The organism is Olleya marilimosa CAM030, from assembly GCF_000518485.1.
In the GTDB taxonomy this organism is placed as follows: Bacteria; Bacteroidota; Bacteroidia; order Flavobacteriales; family Flavobacteriaceae; genus Olleya; species Olleya marilimosa.
The window spans coordinates 21,346-41,714 of sequence record NZ_JADR01000002.1; the positions used below are offsets into that span (position 1 = coordinate 21,346).

Annotated in this window: 19 protein-coding genes; 5 read left to right on the forward strand and 14 right to left on the reverse strand. The window is 31.1% G+C overall.

What is annotated here, in order from left to right; all coding sequences use genetic code 11:
- The first annotated feature begins 53 nt into the window (after nt 1-53).
- Complete coding sequence (locus tag M890_RS0104090) at nt 54-635, forward strand: hypothetical protein (RefSeq protein ID WP_028282308.1); 582 nt, start codon at nt 54-56, stop codon at nt 633-635.
- A 73-nt stretch (nt 636-708) separates the two neighbouring features.
- Here the strand turns inward: M890_RS0104090 and M890_RS0104095 are convergent, their stop codons facing one another.
- The 4 genes from M890_RS0104095 to M890_RS0104110 all read right to left on the reverse strand — a co-directional run bounded on the left by M890_RS0104095 (nt 709) and on the right by M890_RS0104110 (nt 4,952).
- Entirely contained in the window at nt 709-2,250 is a 1,542-nt protein-coding gene (locus M890_RS0104095; RefSeq protein ID WP_028282309.1) for a glycine--tRNA ligase, read from the reverse strand.
- A 48-nt stretch (nt 2,251-2,298) separates the two neighbouring features.
- Nucleotides 2,299-2,856: a class I SAM-dependent methyltransferase gene (locus M890_RS0104100; protein ID WP_028282310.1), complete on the reverse strand. Its 558-nt coding sequence runs from the start codon at nt 2,854-2,856 to the stop codon at nt 2,299-2,301.
- Nucleotides 2,857-2,972: 116 nt separating this feature from the next.
- Entirely contained in the window at nt 2,973-3,878 is a 906-nt protein-coding gene (locus M890_RS16360; protein ID WP_028282311.1) for a DUF8428 domain-containing protein, read from the reverse strand.
- A 165-nt stretch (nt 3,879-4,043) separates the two neighbouring features.
- The gene (locus M890_RS0104110; RefSeq protein ID WP_028282312.1) at nt 4,044-4,952 is read right to left on the reverse strand and encodes a DUF8428 domain-containing protein; all 909 of its coding nucleotides are present in this window, start codon (nt 4,950-4,952) and stop codon (nt 4,044-4,046) included.
- 153 nt (nt 4,953-5,105) lie between these two features.
- On the opposite strand from M890_RS0104110, the gene M890_RS0104115 reads away from it, so the two are divergent.
- On the forward strand, nt 5,106-5,789 hold the full coding sequence (locus M890_RS0104115) for a ComF family protein (protein ID WP_036597147.1): 684 nt from the start codon (nt 5,106-5,108) through the stop codon (nt 5,787-5,789).
- An 87-nt stretch (nt 5,790-5,876) separates the two neighbouring features.
- Complete coding sequence (locus tag M890_RS0104120; RefSeq protein ID WP_316929347.1) at nt 5,877-7,460, forward strand: Ig-like domain-containing domain; 1,584 nt, start codon at nt 5,877-5,879, stop codon at nt 7,458-7,460.
- Here the strand turns inward: M890_RS0104120 and M890_RS0104125 are convergent.
- The 4 genes from M890_RS0104125 to M890_RS0104140 are packed head-to-tail and all read right to left on the reverse strand — an operon-like array spanning nt 7,447 to nt 10,527.
- Nucleotides 7,447-8,226 (reverse strand): nitrilase family protein, encoded by a 780-nt coding sequence (locus tag M890_RS0104125; RefSeq protein ID WP_028282315.1) that lies wholly within the window; start codon nt 8,224-8,226, stop codon nt 7,447-7,449. The genes M890_RS0104120 and M890_RS0104125 overlap by 14 nt on opposite strands.
- Complete coding sequence (locus tag M890_RS15730; RefSeq protein ID WP_036597150.1) at nt 8,226-8,810, reverse strand: hypothetical protein; 585 nt, start codon at nt 8,808-8,810, stop codon at nt 8,226-8,228. The genes M890_RS0104125 and M890_RS15730 overlap by 1 nt, the downstream gene beginning before the upstream one ends.
- A 56-nt stretch (nt 8,811-8,866) precedes the next feature.
- On the reverse strand, nt 8,867-9,559 hold the full coding sequence (locus tag M890_RS0104135; RefSeq protein ID WP_028282316.1) for a LytR/AlgR family response regulator transcription factor: 693 nt from the start codon (nt 9,557-9,559) through the stop codon (nt 8,867-8,869).
- Nucleotides 9,556-10,527, reverse strand: coding sequence for a sensor histidine kinase (locus tag M890_RS0104140; protein ID WP_028282317.1), 972 nt, complete (start codon nt 10,525-10,527; stop codon nt 9,556-9,558). Before M890_RS0104140 ends, M890_RS0104135 begins: the two co-directional genes overlap by 4 nt.
- 183 nt (nt 10,528-10,710) lie before the next feature.
- On the opposite strand from M890_RS0104140, the gene M890_RS15735 reads away from it, so the two are divergent.
- Both M890_RS15735 and M890_RS0104150 read left to right on the forward strand, forming a co-directional pair.
- Complete coding sequence (locus M890_RS15735) at nt 10,711-11,607, forward strand: thioredoxin domain-containing protein (RefSeq protein ID WP_036597151.1); 897 nt, start codon at nt 10,711-10,713, stop codon at nt 11,605-11,607.
- Between the two features lie 79 nt (nt 11,608-11,686).
- A complete protein-coding gene (locus M890_RS0104150; RefSeq protein WP_028282318.1) occupies nt 11,687-13,777 on the forward strand; it encodes a S46 family peptidase in 2,091 nt (696 codons plus the stop codon).
- 83 nt (nt 13,778-13,860) lie between these two features.
- On the opposite strand, the gene M890_RS0104155 is transcribed toward M890_RS0104150, so the two are convergent.
- The 6 genes from M890_RS0104155 to M890_RS0104180 form a co-directional block, all read right to left on the reverse strand.
- The gene (locus M890_RS0104155; protein ID WP_028282319.1) at nt 13,861-14,433 is read right to left on the reverse strand and encodes a hypothetical protein; all 573 of its coding nucleotides are present in this window, start codon (nt 14,431-14,433) and stop codon (nt 13,861-13,863) included.
- Between the two features lie 35 nt (nt 14,434-14,468).
- The gene (locus M890_RS17020) at nt 14,469-14,687 is read right to left on the reverse strand and encodes a PLDc N-terminal domain-containing protein (RefSeq protein ID WP_028282320.1); all 219 of its coding nucleotides are present in this window, start codon (nt 14,685-14,687) and stop codon (nt 14,469-14,471) included.
- Nucleotides 14,688-14,767: 80 nt separating this feature from the next.
- Nucleotides 14,768-16,537 carry a MutS-related protein gene (locus M890_RS0104165; RefSeq protein ID WP_028282321.1) on the reverse strand — a complete coding sequence of 590 codons (1,770 nt, stop codon included), beginning with the start codon at nt 16,535-16,537 and terminating at the stop codon, nt 14,768-14,770.
- A gap of 5 nt (nt 16,538-16,542) precedes the next feature.
- The gene (locus M890_RS15740; protein WP_051437440.1) at nt 16,543-17,511 is read right to left on the reverse strand and encodes a M28 family peptidase; all 969 of its coding nucleotides are present in this window, start codon (nt 17,509-17,511) and stop codon (nt 16,543-16,545) included.
- A gap of 98 nt (nt 17,512-17,609) precedes the next feature.
- On the reverse strand, nt 17,610-18,356 hold the full coding sequence (locus M890_RS0104175; RefSeq protein ID WP_028282322.1) for a succinate dehydrogenase/fumarate reductase iron-sulfur subunit: 747 nt from the start codon (nt 18,354-18,356) through the stop codon (nt 17,610-17,612).
- Nucleotides 18,357-18,365: 9 nt separating this feature from the next.
- On the reverse strand, nt 18,366-20,363 hold the full coding sequence (locus M890_RS0104180; RefSeq protein ID WP_028282323.1) for a fumarate reductase/succinate dehydrogenase flavoprotein subunit: 1,998 nt from the start codon (nt 20,361-20,363) through the stop codon (nt 18,366-18,368).
- Nucleotides 20,364-20,369: the final 6 nt, after the last annotated feature.

Genomic DNA, 20,369 nt, shown 5'->3' on the forward strand with positions numbered 1-20,369 from the left:
ACTAATGGTATGGCTTTTGATAAGTTATACGCTTTAATCAATCAATCTTATTTATGAAAAAAACACATTTATTATTCGTTTTATTATTGACTTCTTTTTATGGATTTGCTCAAGAAGACATTGAAACAACTACAAAAAAAAATGAAATTTCATCAAATTTATTTGACTTAGTAGTCGCAGGATCATTTAACGTTAATTACGAACGTTATTTAGAAAAAAATCAGTCACTTTTTATTGGAGCAACGTTTTTTGACACTTATGCCTACTATGATACTGGATATATAAAAGACTCTGATGCTATTAGTCTTAAAGCAGCATATGTTATCTATTTTTCAAAGAAAAAAGATCATGCTGGCTTTTACTTTTATCCTCAAGCCAAACTTAGAACAGGAACTGTAACTGTAGAGGATTATTACTATTACGACTATATTAGTGACACTAATGTAGAAGAAGAATATACGTATGATGTAGACGGTTTTTCTTTAGGCTTTGGTATTGGTCATAAATGGGTATTTAATGACACTTTTACGTTGGGAATTAACGGAGAAATAGCAAGAAATCTTGGTAGCATTGATGATGATTACTTAGATAATGTCGAGCCAAGATTTGGAATTAATTTTGGAATTAGATTCTAAAATTTAAATAATTAAATATAAAAGCCCAAACTTATCAGTTTGGGCTTTTTTTATAAATTCCTGTTATAATACTTTACATCTTCATTAACCACTCTTTAACATCAACTTCTTTTTTGATGATGTCTTTAAGCTCTGAGATGGCAACACGTTTTTGCTCCATCGTATCTCTATGTCTAATAGTAACTGTATTAGTTTCTATAGTTTCATGATCTACTGTAATACAAAATGGTGTACCATTAGCATCCTGACGTCTGTAACGCTTACCAACCGCATCTTTTTCGTCATAAAACACGTTAAAGTCCCATTTCAGATCTTCAATAATTTGCTTAGCTATTTCTGGTAAACCGTCTTTTTTAACTAGCGGGAAAACAGCTGCTTTTACAGGTGCTAATACTGCTGGTAATTTTAAAACTGTTCTAACACTTCCATCCTCTAAAGTTTCATCCATTAAAGCATTAGAAAATACTGCTAAAAACATTCTATCTAAACCAATAGATGTTTCTAAAACGTAAGGTGTATAACTTGCGTTGTCTTCATGATCAAAATACTGAAGTTTTTTTCCTGAAAACTCTTCATGCTGTTTTAAATCAAAATCTGTACGCGAGTGGATGCCTTCTAATTCTTTAAAACCAAATGGGAATTTAAACTCAATATCTGTTGCAGCATCTGCGTAATGTGCTAATTTTTCATGGTCATGAAAACGGTAGTTGTCTTCGCCTAAACCTAAAGATTTATGCCATTTTAATCTAGTTTCTTTCCAGTAATCAAACCATTCTTTTTGTGTGCCTGGTTTAATAAAAAATTGCATTTCCATTTGTTCAAACTCACGCATTCTAAAAATAAATTGTCTTGCAACAATCTCATTTCTAAAGGCTTTACCAGTTTGTGCAATACCAAAAGGAATTTTCATTCTTCCAGTTTTTTGCACATTCAAGAAGTTTACAAAAATACCTTGAGCTGTTTCTGGACGTAAATATAAATCCATTGCAGTCTCTGCACTTGCACCTAATTTTGTACCAAACATTAAGTTAAATTGCTTAACGTCTGTCCAGTTTCTGCTTCCTGATAAAGGACAAGCTATTTCTAACTCTTCAATTAATGCTTTAACATCTGCTAAATCTTCAGCTTCTAAAGATTTTCCTAAACGTTTTAATATGGTATCAATTTTTTCTTGATAACCTAAAACTCTTGGATTGGTAGAAATAAATTCTTGTTTATTAAAAGCGTCTCCAAAACGTTTTTCCGCTTTAGCGACTTCTTTATCGATTTTAGCTTCAATTTTAGCACAATAGTCTTCTACTAAAACGTCTGCTCTGTATCTTTTTTTAGAATCTTTGTTGTCTATTAATGGGTCGCTAAAAGCATCTACGTGTCCAGATGCCTTCCATGTGGTAGGATGCATAAATATTGCTGCATCAATACCAACAATATTATCATTCATTTGCACCATTGCTTTCCACCAATAGTCACGTATGTTTTTCTTTAATTCTGCTCCATTTTGAGCGTAGTCATAAACTGCGCTAAGTCCATCGTAGATTTCACTACTTTGAAATACGTAACCATACTCCTTTGCGTGAGAGATTACTTTTTTAAATTGATCGTCGTTGTTTGCCATAGTAGTACAAAGATAAACGATAAATAAAAGTGTACAACCAAAAAATGATTAGTCTTTTTGACAAGTGTAAATAAATGCAGGCGGAATGTTTAATGGCTCAAAACCTAAATTAACGTTACCCTTAAAGGTATCCTTTAACGTTGCATAATAGGTTAGACTATATTGGTATTGAAAAAAGTAGCCTTTTGACTTAAGACTTTTATAAGAGTTTTTTAAAATAGACTTAGTTATTGGCTTTGGTATATTGGTAAGCGGTAGACTAGATACTATATAATCCACAGCTTCAAAACCATGGTCTTTTATAACTTCTAAAACCCTATCTGCGGATTGATTTGAGACAATTAATCTAGGGTCATTAATATTTAATAATGTATTGTAAAACTTATCGTTAATTTCAAAACTAATTAACTTAGCATCAGGTGTTAACTGCTTTAAAATCTCTTTAGTAATCACACCATTTCCTGGTCCAAACTCTACTATCAATTTAGCAGTATTAAAATCTATCCCTTTTAATATTTTTGATGCTAAGAATCTAGAGCTTGGAAACAATGTCCCAGAAGTTTTTAAGCTTTTTAAGGATTCTTTTAAAAAATTTATTTTGTTCAAAAAAAGGGTTTTTAGAGATAATATAAACGAATATAAGCTTTTTTATTTCTTGAAATAAAATGCTAAAATAAAACCATTATTAATGGTAATGGATTAAATTAATTATTGTTTAACTATTATTTAAGCAATATAGAGGTGCTTCCTAATCTAGTATTATCGTAAAAAACATTTACAAAATAAACCCCTTTAGTTAAAGGTTCGTCTATATCTGTAGTTATTAATGTATTAACATCAATATCTTGGTTTTTATACTCTACTTTTAATTTTTTACTAAAAATTAATGATTGTTCTCCAAACGAGACTGACCCTTGATCTGCAACGACATTGTTGTTAGGATTTAATATTTGTATGTATAAATCTTTTACTCCTGAGGTTGCTAATTTATTTTTAGCTAAGGTAAAAGCAACGTATAACTTATTAGCTTTACTAGAATTATCTGTGCTTACAATACGCTTTTTAGTCACTCGTTTAACAGCTTTTGCGTCTAAAGATGCTAGACTTAATGCGCTTGCCTTTTTTAGGGCATTGGACATGTTTGAGTTAGCTGTGGCTAATCCTTTATTTTTAGCAACTAAGCTTGACGTATTGTTTTTTGCAGCTACCAAGTGTTGCGAGATAGTTTCGGTTTTGGAAGCAAGACGCTCGTTCTCGGTTTTTAATGTAGAAACTAAATTTAAAACTTCTGCATTTTCTTTTTGCAAAAGATTAATCTTTGAGCGATATAACGATAATAACGATGCACTTGGTTTTAATGTTTTTATAGAATCCAGAACACGCTCAATATTAACCTTAGATTGTTCAAGTTTTTTACGAAGTGAAACATTTTCCACCTGAACATTCTCGTAACGGACTACCATATCTGATAATTCGTTTTCTAATAGTTTTTTCTCTTGAGATACGTATGTTTTATAATCTTCTAATTGAATATAGTTTGTTAACGTATAAGATCCTAACAGCACAAAAACAACAACCAGCGAGCCTATAATTATCCTATAGTTATATGTATGAGGAAAAACTAACATGATTATATTTTTATTTGGAAATAAAAATATTGCTATTTATTAAGGTGCCAATTTATAATCGATGAAGAGGAAATAAAATTGTTTAACTATCTTAAAATAAAAAAAACGCCTTAAGTATTTCTACTCTTAGCGTTTTTAATAAATGGATTAATATTTATAATTTGATTAATTAAAGGTCGCTGTTGCACTACCAATTAACTGATTATCATGATACACGGTTATGTAATATTCTCCTTTTATTAATGTTTCATTTTCTAAAAGCTCAATAAAAACACAAGTCTGCAAATTATTATTTGTATAATTAATAACATCTAACTGACTATACATCAGTGAAGTGTCACCAATAACAACATCTCCTTTGTAAGCAATTACATTGCTTTTTGGATCTAAAACCTGAAAATACAACTCCTTTTTACCTTGTGTTGCTATGTCATTTTTAAGAACTGTATAGCAAACGTTTAACATTTTGATGCGTTTTGCTGTTGTAGTTGTTTTAATGTTACCACTAGTTGTAACACGTTTTACGCCTTCAACAAAAATATCACTAACGCTAATCATTTTTGCTTTATCTATTTCGTTTAGGTAATTAGTGTTAAGCTTTGATAAATTTATATTCTGTTGTTTTAAATTTTTAGATAATAAAATCGTCTCATCCAAAGCTTGGTCTGCCAAACGTGCTTCTTCTTGAAGCAATTTATTTTCTTTATTTAATTGTGCCACTAGTTTTAATATTTTAGCATTTTCACGTTTTATAGCATGTAATTGCTCTTTGTAGTGGGTTAGCAACTTTATATCTGGCGTAATATGCTTGACAGAATCTAGGATACGTATTATTCTTATTTTAGATTTCTCTAACCTATCACTTAGCAATTGGTTGTCAATTTTAAGTGCGTTATAGTCTGTTGACAATTGATTAAGTTCTGCTTCAATTAAAGCGTTTTCATCTACCAGAAAGTTTTTATATTGATTTAGAGAGCTGTAATTAATATAACTGTATAAACCAAGCGCACAAAGCAGTACTGTTAGTGCAATAATAACTAACTTAAGATTATAGATTTGGGGTTTTATAATCATGAGTTTAAATAATTGATACTAAAATAGTATAAAATAATGGAATTGTAAGAATTTTTCGATAACTTGAGTGTGTTTTTCACTAAAAACTAGACTATTACAAGTTTACACTTGCTATTCTCAATAATTTTTGACCTAAAGAAAATATTAATATTCATGAGTTTAAAAGCGTTAGCAAATTTATTTTTCCCATTGGTTTGTAATGCTTGTAAAGACACATTATCAGACAACGAAACCTTTTTATGTACCAACTGTAGACATGATCTACCCACTACAAACTTCCATTTAAGTCAAGATCCTTTTGTAAAAAACGTTTTTTATGGTCGTGTAAAAGTTGAAGCTGCAACAGCCTTACTTAGATTTGAAAAAAAAGGAAAAGTACAGCATTTATTACACCAATTAAAATATGGTAATAATGAAGCCATAGGAAGTTTTTTAGGCGATTGGTTGGGTGAAGAGTTAAGTGCTAATCAAATTTTTAACTCCATAGATATAGTAATACCTGTACCATTGCATCCAAAAAAATTAAAAAAAAGAGGTTATAATCAAGTCTCTAAATTTGGTCAAAACATTGCAACGCTACTTAATGCAGATTATCATGAAGATATTTTAGTTAAAATTACCAATCCATCAAAGTCTCAAGCCAGAAAAAACCGATTAGAACGATGGGAACTAAATAATGAAACCTTTAACGTTGGCGCATTAGACAAATTACATAACAAACACATTTTATTAGTAGACGATATTATTACTACAGGAAACACATTAGAAGCTTGTGTTATTGAATTAAATAAAGCAAAGAATATAAAAATAAGTATTGCAGCTATGGCAATAGCCTAAGGCTTTTTTCGTTAAACGAATAATATGTTGTTAATTTGTATCTTCATTTAAATTAATATGCAAAATCGTCTTTTAAATTTTTGTTTTTTGTGCGCTATAGCATTCTCTTTTATCAATTGTGCTAATAGAGGAAATATTACTGGAGGAGAAAAGGATATTACACCTCCAAAAATCACAAAAACATTTCCTAAAAATTACTCTACTAACTTTAATAGTAAAGAAATAAGAATCTATTTTGACGAGTATATTAAAATTAAAAACCTGTCTAAACAGCTTATTATTTCGCCACCAATGGATATCACTCCAGAGATAACACCATTAGGAAGCTCTAGCGATTATATAAAAATTAAAATATTTGATACACTAAAACCTAATACCACCTATGCCTTTAATTTTGGTAATAGTATAGTAGACAACAACGAAGAAAACCCTTATACTTATTATAAATATGTGTTTTCTACAGGTGATTACATAGATTCTTTAAAAGTAAAAGGAAAAGTAATGGATGCATTAAACCGTACCACAGATCCTTTTATATCTGTTAATTTATATGAAGTAGATTCGACTTATACAGACTCTGTAGTTTATAAAAAAAATCCAAAATATGTAACCAACACATTGGATAGTACTACTAATTTTACCTTAGAAAACTTAAAAGCTGGAACTTATAAGTTATTAGCATTAAAAGACAATAATAGTAACAATAAGTTTGACCAAAAAACAGATAAAATTGGTTTTCATGAGGAGTATATTACTGTATCAACAGACAGTTCTGCTTTTTATGAATTAAAATTATTTAAAGAAGAAATAAACTACAAAGCTTACAAACCAAAATTAGTTTCAGGTGAAAAAATTGCATTTGGATTTGAAGGTAAGGACTATAAAAACATGAGTATTGACTTATTGTCTAATGTACCTGCAGACTACACGTCAAGCTACTATAAAGATCAAGAAACCGACAGTTTAAACTACTTTTACAAACCTAAACTAGAAGTAGACTCATTAGTTTTTAAAGTTAGCTACAAAACTAAAATTGACACCTTTACGGTTAGAATTAAGGACAATAAAAAAGATTCGTTATTACTTAAAGCGACACCTAATAGCAATATAGATTTTATTGAAACCTTAAAAATTTCGGCAAATATCCCGATTACCAAATTTGACAAAAATCAAATTAGTATCATGGATAAAGACTCTACTAATGTTGTTTTTACAACCAAGTTAGACACATTACAAAATACAATAGTGGTTTTATTTGATAAAAAAGAAGACAACAAATACAAAGTCCGATTGCTACCAAATACTGTAACCGACTTTTTTGACAATACCAATGACACTTTAAACTTTAACTTATCTACCGTTAAAGCATCTAGCTTAGGAAACGTACGTGTTAATATTAAAAATGGTGTTTACCCTTTGATTGTGCAATTAGTAGATGACAAAAACGAGGTTAAATACGAAAAGTATATTACCAAACCAGAACCCTTAGATTTCTTTTTAGTTAAACCTAACAAGTATTATATAAGAGCTATTTTTGACTCCAACAAAAATAAAATATATGATACAGGAGTCTATTTAACTTCTAAAAACCCAGAGCGTGTAAGCTATTCTGAAAAACCTATTGAGGTTAGAGTTGGCTGGGATTTAATTGAAGAATTTATTCTAAAATAAAACCATCTTTATCGTCCAAGAAACGTAGTTTTTTCCTGGTAGCATCTACATGAAATTTAGTTAAAGCCACTAGCTTAACAGCTTCGGTATTTGGGTTGACATCTACCAATTTTTCGCCTAAAGCATCATATACAGTAGAATGTCCTGGATACTCAAAATTATTAGCATCCAATCCTACCCTATTAACACCAATACAATAACACATATTTTCTATAGCTCTTGCTTGTAATAAAGTATCCCAAGCTTTAATCCTTTTTTTAGGCCAATTAGCCACGTATAAAAGTATGTCGTAATCCTCTGATATTCTGGACCAAACAGGAAAACGTAAGTCGTAACAAATTAAAGGTCTAATCTTAAAACCTTTATAGTTTATGATTAGTTTTTGATTCCCTTTTTTATATACTTTATCCTCTCCTGCCAACGTAAAAGTGTGTCGCTTATTATATGTGTCAGTGAGACCATTTGGATGCACAAAAACTAGTCTGTTATAGTAATTATCATGCTCTTTTATAACCAAACTACCAACTATTGCTGCATTTTTTGCTTTTGCTAAGGACTGCATCCATTGTATGGTTTTACCATCCATAGCTTCTGCAACAAATTGCGGAAACATAGTAAATCCAGAAGTAAACATTTCTGGTAAAACAATTAAATCTACAGTATCAGATATTGCATTTATTTTTTCTGAAAAATTCAGTCTGTTTTGTTCAGGATTTTCCCAAACCAAATCAGACTGAATAATTGCAATATTTAATACAGTGTCCACTACTTTAATTTATTCAGTTTTTGTTCTGCCTTAGTAATATTTGATCTTAACTTTTCAAGTTTACCTTCCCATTTCTCAATGTCATTTGGAGACAGCTTTCCTTTAGCTTCAAGCTTTTGATATTTTTTAGTTTCTTTTTCTAATTTAGCATTAGCTTTTTCCAAGTTGCTTTCTGCTTTTTCTATTTTAGCGTTAGCCTTTTCTATTTTTTGACGCGCTTTCTCCGATTTTTTTCTAGCTTTCTCAGATCTTTTACGTTCCTTTTCAGCAGCTTTACGTTCTCTTTCTTGTGCCTTAACTTCTCTTGCTTCAGCTTTAGCTTGCTTTTCTTGTTGACGTTTTTCCTTATCTGCTGCTTTAACTGCTTCTTCTGAAGCTTTAATTTCGGCTTTCTTGGTGTCTGCCAAATTATAAATTTCTATTTTTTGAGATTCAGTTAATGTTTCAGAAACATCTTTACCATTTAAGCTAATAACTTTGTTTTTTACCACATAAGATTGATTATCAAAAGTCACTTCTTGAGCAGTTAGTGTATGAGATACTACTGTAATTAGTAGTATTAAAAGCATTTTTATTGTCTTCATTTTAATTATAAATTAGAAAGTAAAAGTAAGGAGAATTTCCTACAAAATAATCCGGTTTAAAGTATTCTTAACTTTTTAAGTAACTCACCTTTATAAGTTCTTCCAATAGGCAATCTGTGGGTTGTTATAAAGATTTCATTCCCTGAAATTTTAGTCACACTTTTAGTGTTTATAATAAATGATTTATGGATTTGAACAAACTGAGTACTAGGTAGTTTTTCGATCCAGTTTTTAAGTGAATCTATAAAGGATAGTTTTTGTGTTTTAGTGGTAATAGTAATATAGTTTCTGTCAGATTCTAAAAACAAAATATCTTTTAAAATTATTTTATGAAGTGTTTTATCTACGTTTAAAAAAATAGAATCTTCAGCAGTTGGATTAACAAAATCTTGTTTTACAAATCGGTCTTCAGCCTTATTTACAGCCTTTAAAAATCGATCAAAACCAAAGGGTTTAACCAAATAATCTACAATGGTATCCAACTCAAAACTGCTAACTGCATATTCTGGATAAGCAGTAGTCATAATAATTGCTGGTGGATTTTTTACCGTTTTTATAAAATCTAATCCTGAAATATCAGGTAAATTAACATCTAAAAACACCAAATCTACAATGTTAGTTTTAAAGTAATTATTGGCATCCATTGCTACCTGAAAAGTAGCTAGCAATTGTAACTCGGGAATTTTACTTAAATAATTTTTAAGCAAATTTTGTGCAGGCAATTCGTCTTCTATAATTATACAAGTCATACTAAATGTAGTGTTAAAACAACTTTAAACTTATCAGAGTTTTCTATTACTAATTGGTGCTTTTCTGGATATAATAATTGTAACCGTTTTTCTAAATTTATTAATCCTATTTTAAATTGTGTAGTATCCGTAATTTTATTTTCAAAATCGTTGATACAAGTACATTTTAAAAGGTTGTTTTCCTCAATAATTTCAATAGAAATAACACTATTTAACACACTATGTTTAAAAGCGTTTTCAATAATGGTAATTAACAATAATGGACCTATTTTTAAATAATTAGATGTGATACTTGTCGTATAGTTAATTTGCTTTACACCTTCGGTTCTAATTTTTTGAAACTTAATATAATTATCTAAAAACTGTAGTTCTTTATCTAAATCAACATACTGCGCATTACTATCATACAACACGTGTTTTAAATTATCTGACAGCATCAAAATAAGTTCTGGAGTTTCGGTAGGTTTTTCAATAGAATAAGAATAAATCGTATTTAAATTATTAAACAATACGTGTGGATTAATTTGCGATTTCAAAAACTTCAACTCCATTTCAGTATGTTGTTTTATCAGGTCTTCTTTTTGCTTTTGTTCGTCCAAAAAACGAAACAACATCCATATAAACGAGAAAAATATTAATGGCACCAAGGTTTGCCATAAATAATCACTTAAGCATTTCATTATAGAGCAACCACACTGTGCAAAAACATTACAATAGACTTGTGTGGCTAAAAATGAAATTGTCATAAATAACAACCCATAAAAAATATACCATTTTCGTTTTACAAAAAATGGCAAGAGTATAAAATGATTAATATATACAATTACTGCAAGTATAGATAAATACTGCAAAAAAGGGTTTTCAGCCCAATAATATCTAGAAAATATATATAGCGATACAAATATAAATAGCATCCATCCCAAGAGGTGCACTAAAATTTGTGACGTGTGTTTTTTTAAATCTGTCATAGCACGTCTGAAAGTAATCTAAAAACCTAAAACCATCAAAAAACAAAGTACAAAAGCCAATAAAAGCAATGCAAACTGCATAAATAATTGCTGTTTGTAATCTTAAGTACGCAGTTGGTTAACATTTTTATTTATTAAAAAATATAATAAATAGGTTTGAGTAAATCAAAAAACCAATACATTATGAAATCATTAGTCACCCTTTTTATTTTTATTATTAGTTATGCAACTGCATTTGCACAAACCCTAAACCAAGAGGTTATTGATCCTGACGGAAAACCCAAATTATTAGGTGTAATTAACAAAGAAGGACTCCAAAAAGACACTTACAAAGCGTGGTTTGATACAAACCATGACCATTATATTGTTAATGATAAACTGGTAGAAACTTTCTCTGAATCGTTAAAAGATTATACTATCAAAGTATTTTTAGGTACGTGGTGTGGTGATAGCAAAAAAGAAGTCCCGCGTTTTTACAAAGTATTAGAAACAGCAAATTATAATCTAGATAATCTAGAAGTTGTCGCTTTAGACAATCAAAAAGAGCACTACAAACAAGGACCAAATGGAGAAGAAAAAGGATACGACATCCATCGTGTGCCTACTTTTATTTTTTATAAAGATGGTAAAGAAATTAACCGCATTGTAGAGCATCCAATAGAAACCCTGGAACGTGATATTGAAAAAATTATAACCAACCAACCTTATAGTTTTAATTACATTGCTGCAGACTATATCCAATATTTACTATCCACTAAAACAATAGAGCAACTAAATACAGAGGAAACAAAATTAGTCGCTCAACTATCAGAGTTTGTTAAAGGTAGTCGTGAGTTAAATACTTTAGGCTACGTGTATTTGCGTGCAAAAGCATTTGATAAAGCGTTATATACTTTTAAATTAAACACTTTAATTTTTCCATATAAATCAAACGTGTATGATAGTTTAGGCGAAGCTTTTTTTATGACCAATAATTATACTGAAGCCTTAATTAATTACAATAAAGTATTAGCGTTGCAGCCAGAGGATAAAAATGCTTTGGAAATGATTCAAAAAATCAATCAAGCAAACAAGCAATAAATGCTTACTATTTAATCTATTTTAACAATTTATTATTTGTTGGTTTTTTATCTTTGATGGCATATAAAATCAAAAAAACATGAAATTTTTAAAATTCCTTTTACTGTTTATTACCATCCAAGTGTCCGCACAACAAGGTGGTATGTGGATTCCTTCGTTATTAGAAGGTATGAATGAGACCGAAATGACTAATCTTGGTAGTAAACTTACTGCTAAAGATATTTACGACGTAAACAACTCTAGCTTAAAAGATGCCATAGGACATTTTAATGGTGGTTGTACCAGCGAAGTTATTAGCGATAAAGGTTTGATTTTAACCAACCATCACTGTGGTTTTGGTCAAATACAATCACATTCGTCTTTAGAAAACGATTATTTAAAAGATGGTTTTTGGGCAATGTCTTTGGATGAAGAATTGCCAAACGAAGGTTTATACATCGAGTTTATTGTTAGAATTGAAGATGTAACATCACAAGTATTGGCTGGAATTACAGACAGTATGACTGAAAAAGAAAAACAATCATTAATAGATAGAAATAGTAATACTTACCAAAAAACGGTTGCTAAAGAAGCTTGGCAAGACACTAAAGTAAAATCATTTTACGAAGGAAACCAATACTTCCTGTTTGTTACAGAGCGTTTTGAAGACATCAGATTAGTTGGTGCTCCTCCAACAAGCATTGGTAAATTTGGAAGCGATACAGACAACTGGGTTTTCCCTAGACATACAGGAGATTTCTCAATGTTCAGGATTTATGCAGACGCTAACAACAGACCTGCAAAATACAGTAAAGACAACAAACCATACAAGCCAAAGCATTTTTTACCAGTCTCTTTAGATGGCGTTGAAGAAGGTGACTTTACAATGGTATTTGGTTTTCCTGGTACAACTAGCGAATATCTTCCTGCTGTAGCAATACAACACATTACAGAAGAATTTAACCCTACAAATATTGCTATTCGTGAAGCTGCTTTAAAAGTCATTGACGCTAAAATGAAAGAAAGCGATGCTGTACGTATTAAATACGCATCTAAACAAGCACGTATTGCAAACGCTTGGAAAAAATGGATTGGAGAAAATTTAGGAATCAAAAAAAGTGATGCTGTTGCTAAAAGACGTGCTTTTGAAGCTACTTTTACCAAAGCTTTAAAAGAAAAAAATCTAGAAGATAAATATGGAAACATCCTTCCTGAGTTTGATAACCTTTACAAAGATTTTGGTCCAATTAATATTAAACGCAGAAATTTTGTTGAAGTCTTTTTGGTTACCAACGAGTTAATGCAAATGACCTTTAGAGCCTATCAAATGGAAGAAGCTATAAAAGCTGACCCAGAAAATTTTGAAAAAGCAAAAGCACGTTTAGTTGGAACATTGCAAGGTATTCATAAAAATTATGATGCAGATGTAGACAAAGGTGTATTTAATAATGTGATGCCTTTTTATAATAAAAATGTACAAACATCTATCTATGACAAAACCGCTTTTACTAATTTAGATCAAGCTTTAAAACTGTTAGAAGGTAACGCTAAAGAGGTATTAAAAAAGCTAAATAAGGACGTTGCATACCAATATGCAAAACCAATGATTACTGAGTTTTACAATACTATTGACAAAGCCTACCAAGAAAAAAACCAACCAATAACTGCTTTACAAACTAAGTACATGACAGCTTTAATGGAAGCGTTACCTAATGCACGCTACTTTCCGGATGCTAATAGTACTTTACGTGTTACTTATGGTCAGGTTAGAGGGTATTCTCCTAGAGATGCTGTATACTACAACCCTGTAAGTTACCTAGATGGTGTTGTAGAAAAATATGTGCCAGGTGATTACGAGTTTGATGTCCCAGAAAAATTATTAGAGCTACATAAAAACAAAGATTACGGTCAATATGCAGATAGTAACGGAAAAGTACCAGTTTGCTTTTTAGGAACTAACCACACTACAGGAGGAAACTCTGGTAGTCCAGCAATTGATGCATACGGAAACCTAGTTGGTCTTAATTTTGATCGTGTTTGGGAAGGCACAATGAGTGATATGAATTATGATCCTGAAATCTGCCGAAACATTATGGTTGACTTACGCTACGTCCTTTTTATTGTAGACAAATATGCTGGAGCAACACATTTAATTGACGAAATGAAATTAGTACATCCTAAGAAAAAATAGTCTGCTAAATAATTACAAAAAAAACCTGTCGTGTAACGTATACATTGACAGGCTTTTTTATGCTTTTAAAATCCTTAATGGTCTTATTGCTCTAAAATTTTAAAGGTCTCAATAATTGACATAGCGTCTTCAATATAAGTATCGACATCTTTTTCAATAACAGAATAATAGATTAAATAGTCTTTGTTGTTGTGATTAAATAAGGTTGACAATCTAATTACTTTGAAACCATCTGTAATACTTTTTGATGTAACAATATAATATTTTCCATAAATTGGATGCACTTGTGACCTAACCTTTGGCGTTAAAAACGAAGCATTTTTAACACTTAAAAAATGACGCTCTAATGCTTCTTCAATGTTTTTACTTTTAAATGACTCTGAATTTGGAGACATAACATATATCCCATTTTTAAATTCATTTTCTCTCAAGTCTTTTAAGTTATTAGGAGCATGAGATACAACATCATGAGACCCTACATAAGTACACCAACTATCAGGAATAGTCATACTGTAAAATTTCATTTTAGCTTTAGCTTCAATAGTATCTAAACATTTATAATAGGTTGTGCGCTTAGATGTTTTTTTAACTGCATCGCTTGAACCACATCCTAGCATTACTAATATTCCAAAATAAAGTAAGTATTTGATTTTCATAGGTCATTAATAATATGCAAAACGTCTTTTATGCGTTATGTTGCATAAGTATGATTCATCCTTTTATTTTCAACAAAGTATTTAATAATATATATAATTGAACCAAATATTGGCACAAAAATCACAAACAGAGTCCATAAAAGTTTAAATAACGGTTTTTCTTCGTTCTTAAATATAAATATTAAACTAGTTAAAATTAGTATTACTGCAAGTATTGCGCTAAGAATTAAAATTATTGGATTTACTATGGTCATAATATTCAGGCTTTAAAGATTTCTAAAGATAAAAAAACTTTCACAACTAATAAACAAGATAAATTTTTGAAATTAAATTATTAAACAATCTCCATTTTTTTAAGCAGAAAACTAGCATTCATATTTTGACAAATTCCTTTTTTAAAGGTGTAATCAAAATACAATTCGTCATTAATAATTTGCGCATCAAAGTAGTAGTTTTTTACTTCTTCTAAATGCTTTTCTATTTCGCATAAGCTTAAATCATGCGTAGCAATAATGCCAGTTGCATGACTTGCTACAAGTTTTTCGACAAATTTACGTGACCCAATAGCTTTATCTGTACTATTTGTTCCTTTTAGGATTTCGTCTAAAATTATAAAGTAATTATCCTGCTTAATAGCATCTACAATATATTTTAAACGTGTTAATTCTGAAAAGAAATAACTACTATCATCTGTTAAACTATCGCTTGTACGCATGCTTGTAATTAATTTAACAGGACTGTAAACTGATGCTGTTGCACAAACCGGTAAACCAACATTAGCCATAACAATGTGTAAAGATACTGTACGTAAAAATGTACTTTTACCTGCCATATTTGCTCCTGTAATAATAAAAAACTGCTGATTTTTTATTTCAAAATCATTATCAACTCTTTTTTCTGTTTTTAATAAAGGATGTCCTAGTTGCGTTACTTTTGTGTCACTTTGTTTATCCACAATTTGAGGATAGATGTACTGTTGATGATTAAAAGCATAGTTTCCTAAACTGTTATAAGCATCAAAAAACGCAACAACCTCAAACCAATCTTCAACTTTGTCTTTGTAATTTTCCAACCATTGTTCAATACGATAGGCGTTTTTTATATCTGATAAAAAATAACCATTACCAAAAATTGCCGAAATTAAATTATTACGATTATCCAATGCATCCATTGCTTTAGATAATTCGTGTAATATTTGGGATGCTTTTTTGTCTTCTAATTTAATTTTAGCTTGTTTTGCTAATAATAATTTAGAGGTAAACGATTCGTTTTCAATAGCACTTAATAGTGATGCATATTGTCTAAACGTGTCTCGCATCCTGTCTGTATTAGCAGATAATGCATTTGTTTTTTTTACGTAGCGACCAGTAATAAATAAACCAACAAATAACCAATATCCTATTATTGCAGCAGGAATAATTTGTGCTACAGCTAAACCGATTATTATTAGAGAAAGTGCGCTAATAATTAACGGAACCACCTTAAAATATTTAGGTATAAACGACTTATGCGTTTTTAAAAAACTTAAAATAGTACTAGCTTTAGTATCAACTTTAATTAAGCTAGCATTAGCCTGAAATACTTGTCTCCAATCAGACTTATTAGCTAAGTCCTTAATAGCCTCCTGCCTTGATACAATAGCGTCTGTATTATTTGCTTTTAAGCAATTAGCTAAAGTTTTAGACCCTTCACTATTGGTTGTTCTATTTATAAATTGAAAAAAGCTTCCTTTACCAAATAAATCAATATCTAAAGCATAATTATGATTAGTATCCTGAAATTGTAAACCTTCACTTTTATCAAAAAAATCACCTTTTGCAAACTGTAATTCTTCAGTATTAATAGTGACTAAAACTTTTTTTAGTTCGTATGTATGTTTTAAATTGGTGTACTTATTTAACAAATAAATAAAACCAATAACACCTATAACAACAATCCCTATCAAAATTTGCCAGTTTCCAAAAGCAAAGTAAACGCTAACTCCTGTAGCTATAAACACTAAAAGTCTTGCTATACTTAATGTTGTAAGTTGCTTGTAAAGCTTTGATACTTCCTTAGTATAGTTATCTATATTGCTTTTATAATACTCTAAATGGTTTGCCATTTTTTTTAAAATTCTAAACTGTCAAATGCGGTAAATACGGTTATAATTGTTTGTACTGCATCCTTAAAAAATTGTTGATCAATATTTTCAAAATCGTCAGTCGGTTTATGGTAGTCTTTATGATCTGCAACACCAAAATAAATAAACGGGATTTTAGCTTTATGAAACGCTGCATGATCACTAGAATAAGTCCAATTATCTCCATCACCTAAACCTTCGTGACCAATTAAAAGATCTACTTTACCAATATCATTAAAGTTTTCTAAAACTGGCTTTAATTGAGGATAATATCTTGATCCCACAGCAAATAGTTGATTGTTATCACTTCTGCTAATCATATCCATATTTAAATTTAAAACAATATTTTTTTGCTGAATAACATTGTCATTAACAAAGTGGTAAGCACCTTTTAAACCTAACTCCTCAGCATCAAAAGCTGCTAAAATAACATTATGTTTTGGTGGGTATTTGGCAAAATATTCCGCGAAAGCGAACAACGCACTAATTCCTGATGCATCATCATCTGCTCCATTATATATTTGACCATTTTTTACACCTTCATGATCGTAATGTGCAGATAATACAATATACTTTGATGTATGTGTGGAACCTTTAATAACTCCTAAAATATTTGTAGCATTGTATGTTTTACCTGCTTCAAAAGTAAAAGGCTGTTGGAAATTACTTCCTAAAGGATCTACACCTAGTTTTTCAAATTTTTGAATGATGTAATCCTTGGCTAAAGCTGCACCTTTTGTTCCTGTGCGTCTACCTTCATATACATCTGATGATAACGTTTTAATATTTTCAATTAAGGCGTTGGTGTCAAAATAATAATCGATATCTAACGTAGTACTTGTAACCGTTTCAGAGGTGTTTACAGCGTCTTCTTTTTGTTTAGACGTGTTTTGTGTTTTGCATCCTACTATTATTAAACCAATAATTGCTGTGTATAATATATTTATTTTTTTCATAAATCTATAGTTAATTCTAAGAGGTAAATCTAATAAAAAAACCCAAGCATTTGGCTTGGGTTTTTGTGTATTATTATTTGTGCTTTCGCAGAAATGTATTATCCTTTTAAGGCAGCAGATAAGTACTCACGATTCATACGAGCAATATTCTCTAAAGAAATTCCTTTAGGACATTCTACCTCACATGCTCCAGTGTTAGTACAGTTACCAAAACCTTCTTCATCCATTTGTTTAACCATGTTTAAAACACGCTCTGTAGCCTCAACTTTACCTTGAGGTAATAATGCAAATTGTGATACTTTAGCACCAACAAATAACATTGCAGAAGAGTTTTTACAAGACGCTACACAAGCACCACAACCAATACAAGTTGCTGCTGAAAAAGCATCATCTGCATCTTGTTTGTTAACTGGTATCGCGTTAGCATCGATCGTGTTTCCAGATGTGTTTACCGAAATAAATCCACCTGCATGTTGTATACGGTCAAATGCTGTTCTGTCTACTACTAAATCTTTAATTACAGGAAAAGCACTAGCTCTCCATGGTTCAATAGTAATAGTCTCACCATCTTTAAACGTACGCATATGTAACTGACACGTTGTGATTAAACGGTCAGGACCATGTGCTTCACCATTAATATATAATGAGCATGAACCGCAAATCCCTTCACGACAATCGTGATCAAAAGATACAGGAGCCTCTCCTTTTTCTATTAATTCGTTATTTAAAACGTCTAACATTTCTAGAAAAGACATATCTGGAGATATATTGCTGATTGGGTAATCAACCATTTTCCCCTTATCGTTAGCGTTTGCTTGACGCCAAATTTTTAACGTTAAATTCATAGCTTTTCTTTATTTATAACTTCTTTCTTTTACTTCAATATTCTCGTATGCTAATTCTTCTTTATGAAGTATAGCATCTTTTGGTTCTCCTTTGTATTCCCAAGCTGATACGTATTGAAACTCTTTACGACGCATCGCTTCACCTTCTGCTGTTTGGTACTCTTCTCTAAAGTGACCACCTGCAGACTCTTCACGTTGTAAAGCATCTTTAGCAAATAGCTCTCCTAATTCTAAGAAATCTGCTACACGACCTGCTTTAGCAAGTTCTTCGTTAAATTCATTTTGTGTTCCTGGCACACGAACGTCTTTCCAAAATTCTGCTCTAAGTTCAGAAATTTCAGTAATTGCAGATTTTAAATCTTCTGCATTTCTTGCCATTCCACATTTATTCCACATGATTTTACCTAAACGCTTATGGAAATAATCAACAGAGTGTGTCCCATTATTATTTATTAAATGGTCAATGTTTTTTCTTACTTCAGCTTCAGCTTCAGCAAACTCTTTAGTATCTGTAGATATTGGACCTGTTCTAATATCATCCGATAAATAATCTCCAATAGTATAAGGTAATACAAAATATCCATCTGCAAGACCTTGCATTAACGCAGATGCACCTAAACGGTTAGCACCATGGTCAGAGAAGTTTGCTTCTCCAATTGCATATAATCCAGGAACAGTTGTCATTAAGTTATAATCAACCCAAACACCACCCATTGTGTAGTGTACTGCTGGATAAATCATCATTGGTGTATTGTATGGATCTTGATCTACGATCTTCTCATACATTTGGAATAAGTTTCCGTATTTATTTTTGATTACTTCTTGTCCTAATTTTTTAACAAGCGCAGCATCATTTTCGTTTAAACCTTTAACGTGAGCAGCTTCTTTACCATAACGTTGAATTGCCGAAGCAAAATCTAAGAATACAGCTTCTCCTGTTGCATTAACTCCAAAACCAGCATCACAACGCTCTTTTGCTGCACGAGAGGCAACATCACGAGGTACTAAGTTTCCGAATGCAGGATAACGACGCTCTAGGTAGTAATCTCTATCTTCTTCAGCTAATTGAACAGGTTTTAATGTTCCTGCTTTTATAGCCTCAACATCTTTCATATGTTTTGGCACCCAAATACGTCCATCATTACGTAAAGACTCAGACATCAATGTTAATTTAGACTGATGATCTCCAGAAACCGGAATACATGTTGGGTGAATTTGTGTGTAACAAGGGTTTGCAAAGTAAGCCCCACGTTTGTGTGCTTTCCATGCTGCTGTTACATTACTTCCCATCGCGTTAGTTGATAAGAAGAAAACGTTACCATAACCACCAGTACCAAGAACTACAGCATGCGCTGAATGTCTTTCAATTTCTCCAGTAATTAAGTTACGTGTTATAATTCCACGAGCTTTACCATCAACTTTAACAACGTCTAACATTTCATGACGATTGTACATTTTGATTTTACCACGACCAATCTGACGGTTCATAGCAGAGTAAGCTCCTAATAATAATTGTTGACCTGTTTGTCCTGCTGCGTAAAACGTACGTGATACTAATACACCACCAAACGAACGGTTATCTAATAATCCACCATACTCACGTGCAAAAGGTACACCTTGAGCAACACATTGGTCAATAATATTAGTTGAAACCTCAGCTAAACGATAAACGTTAGCTTCTCTAGAACGGTAATCTCCACCTTTTACAGTATCATAAAACAATCTGTAAGTTGAGTCACCATCTCCTTGATAATTTTTTGCTGCATTAATACCTCCTTGTGCTGCAATTGAGTGCGCACGTCTTGGAGAATCCTGAAAGCAAAATGCTTTTACGTTATATCCTAGTTCTGCTAAAGTAGCAGCAGCAGATCCACCAGCTAATCCTGTACCAACAACAATAACATCTATGTTACGCTTGTTAGCTGGATTTACTAAGTCGATATGATTTTTATAGTTAGTCCATTTGTCTGCAATTGGACCTTGAGGTATTTTTGAATCTAAAGCCATAATATC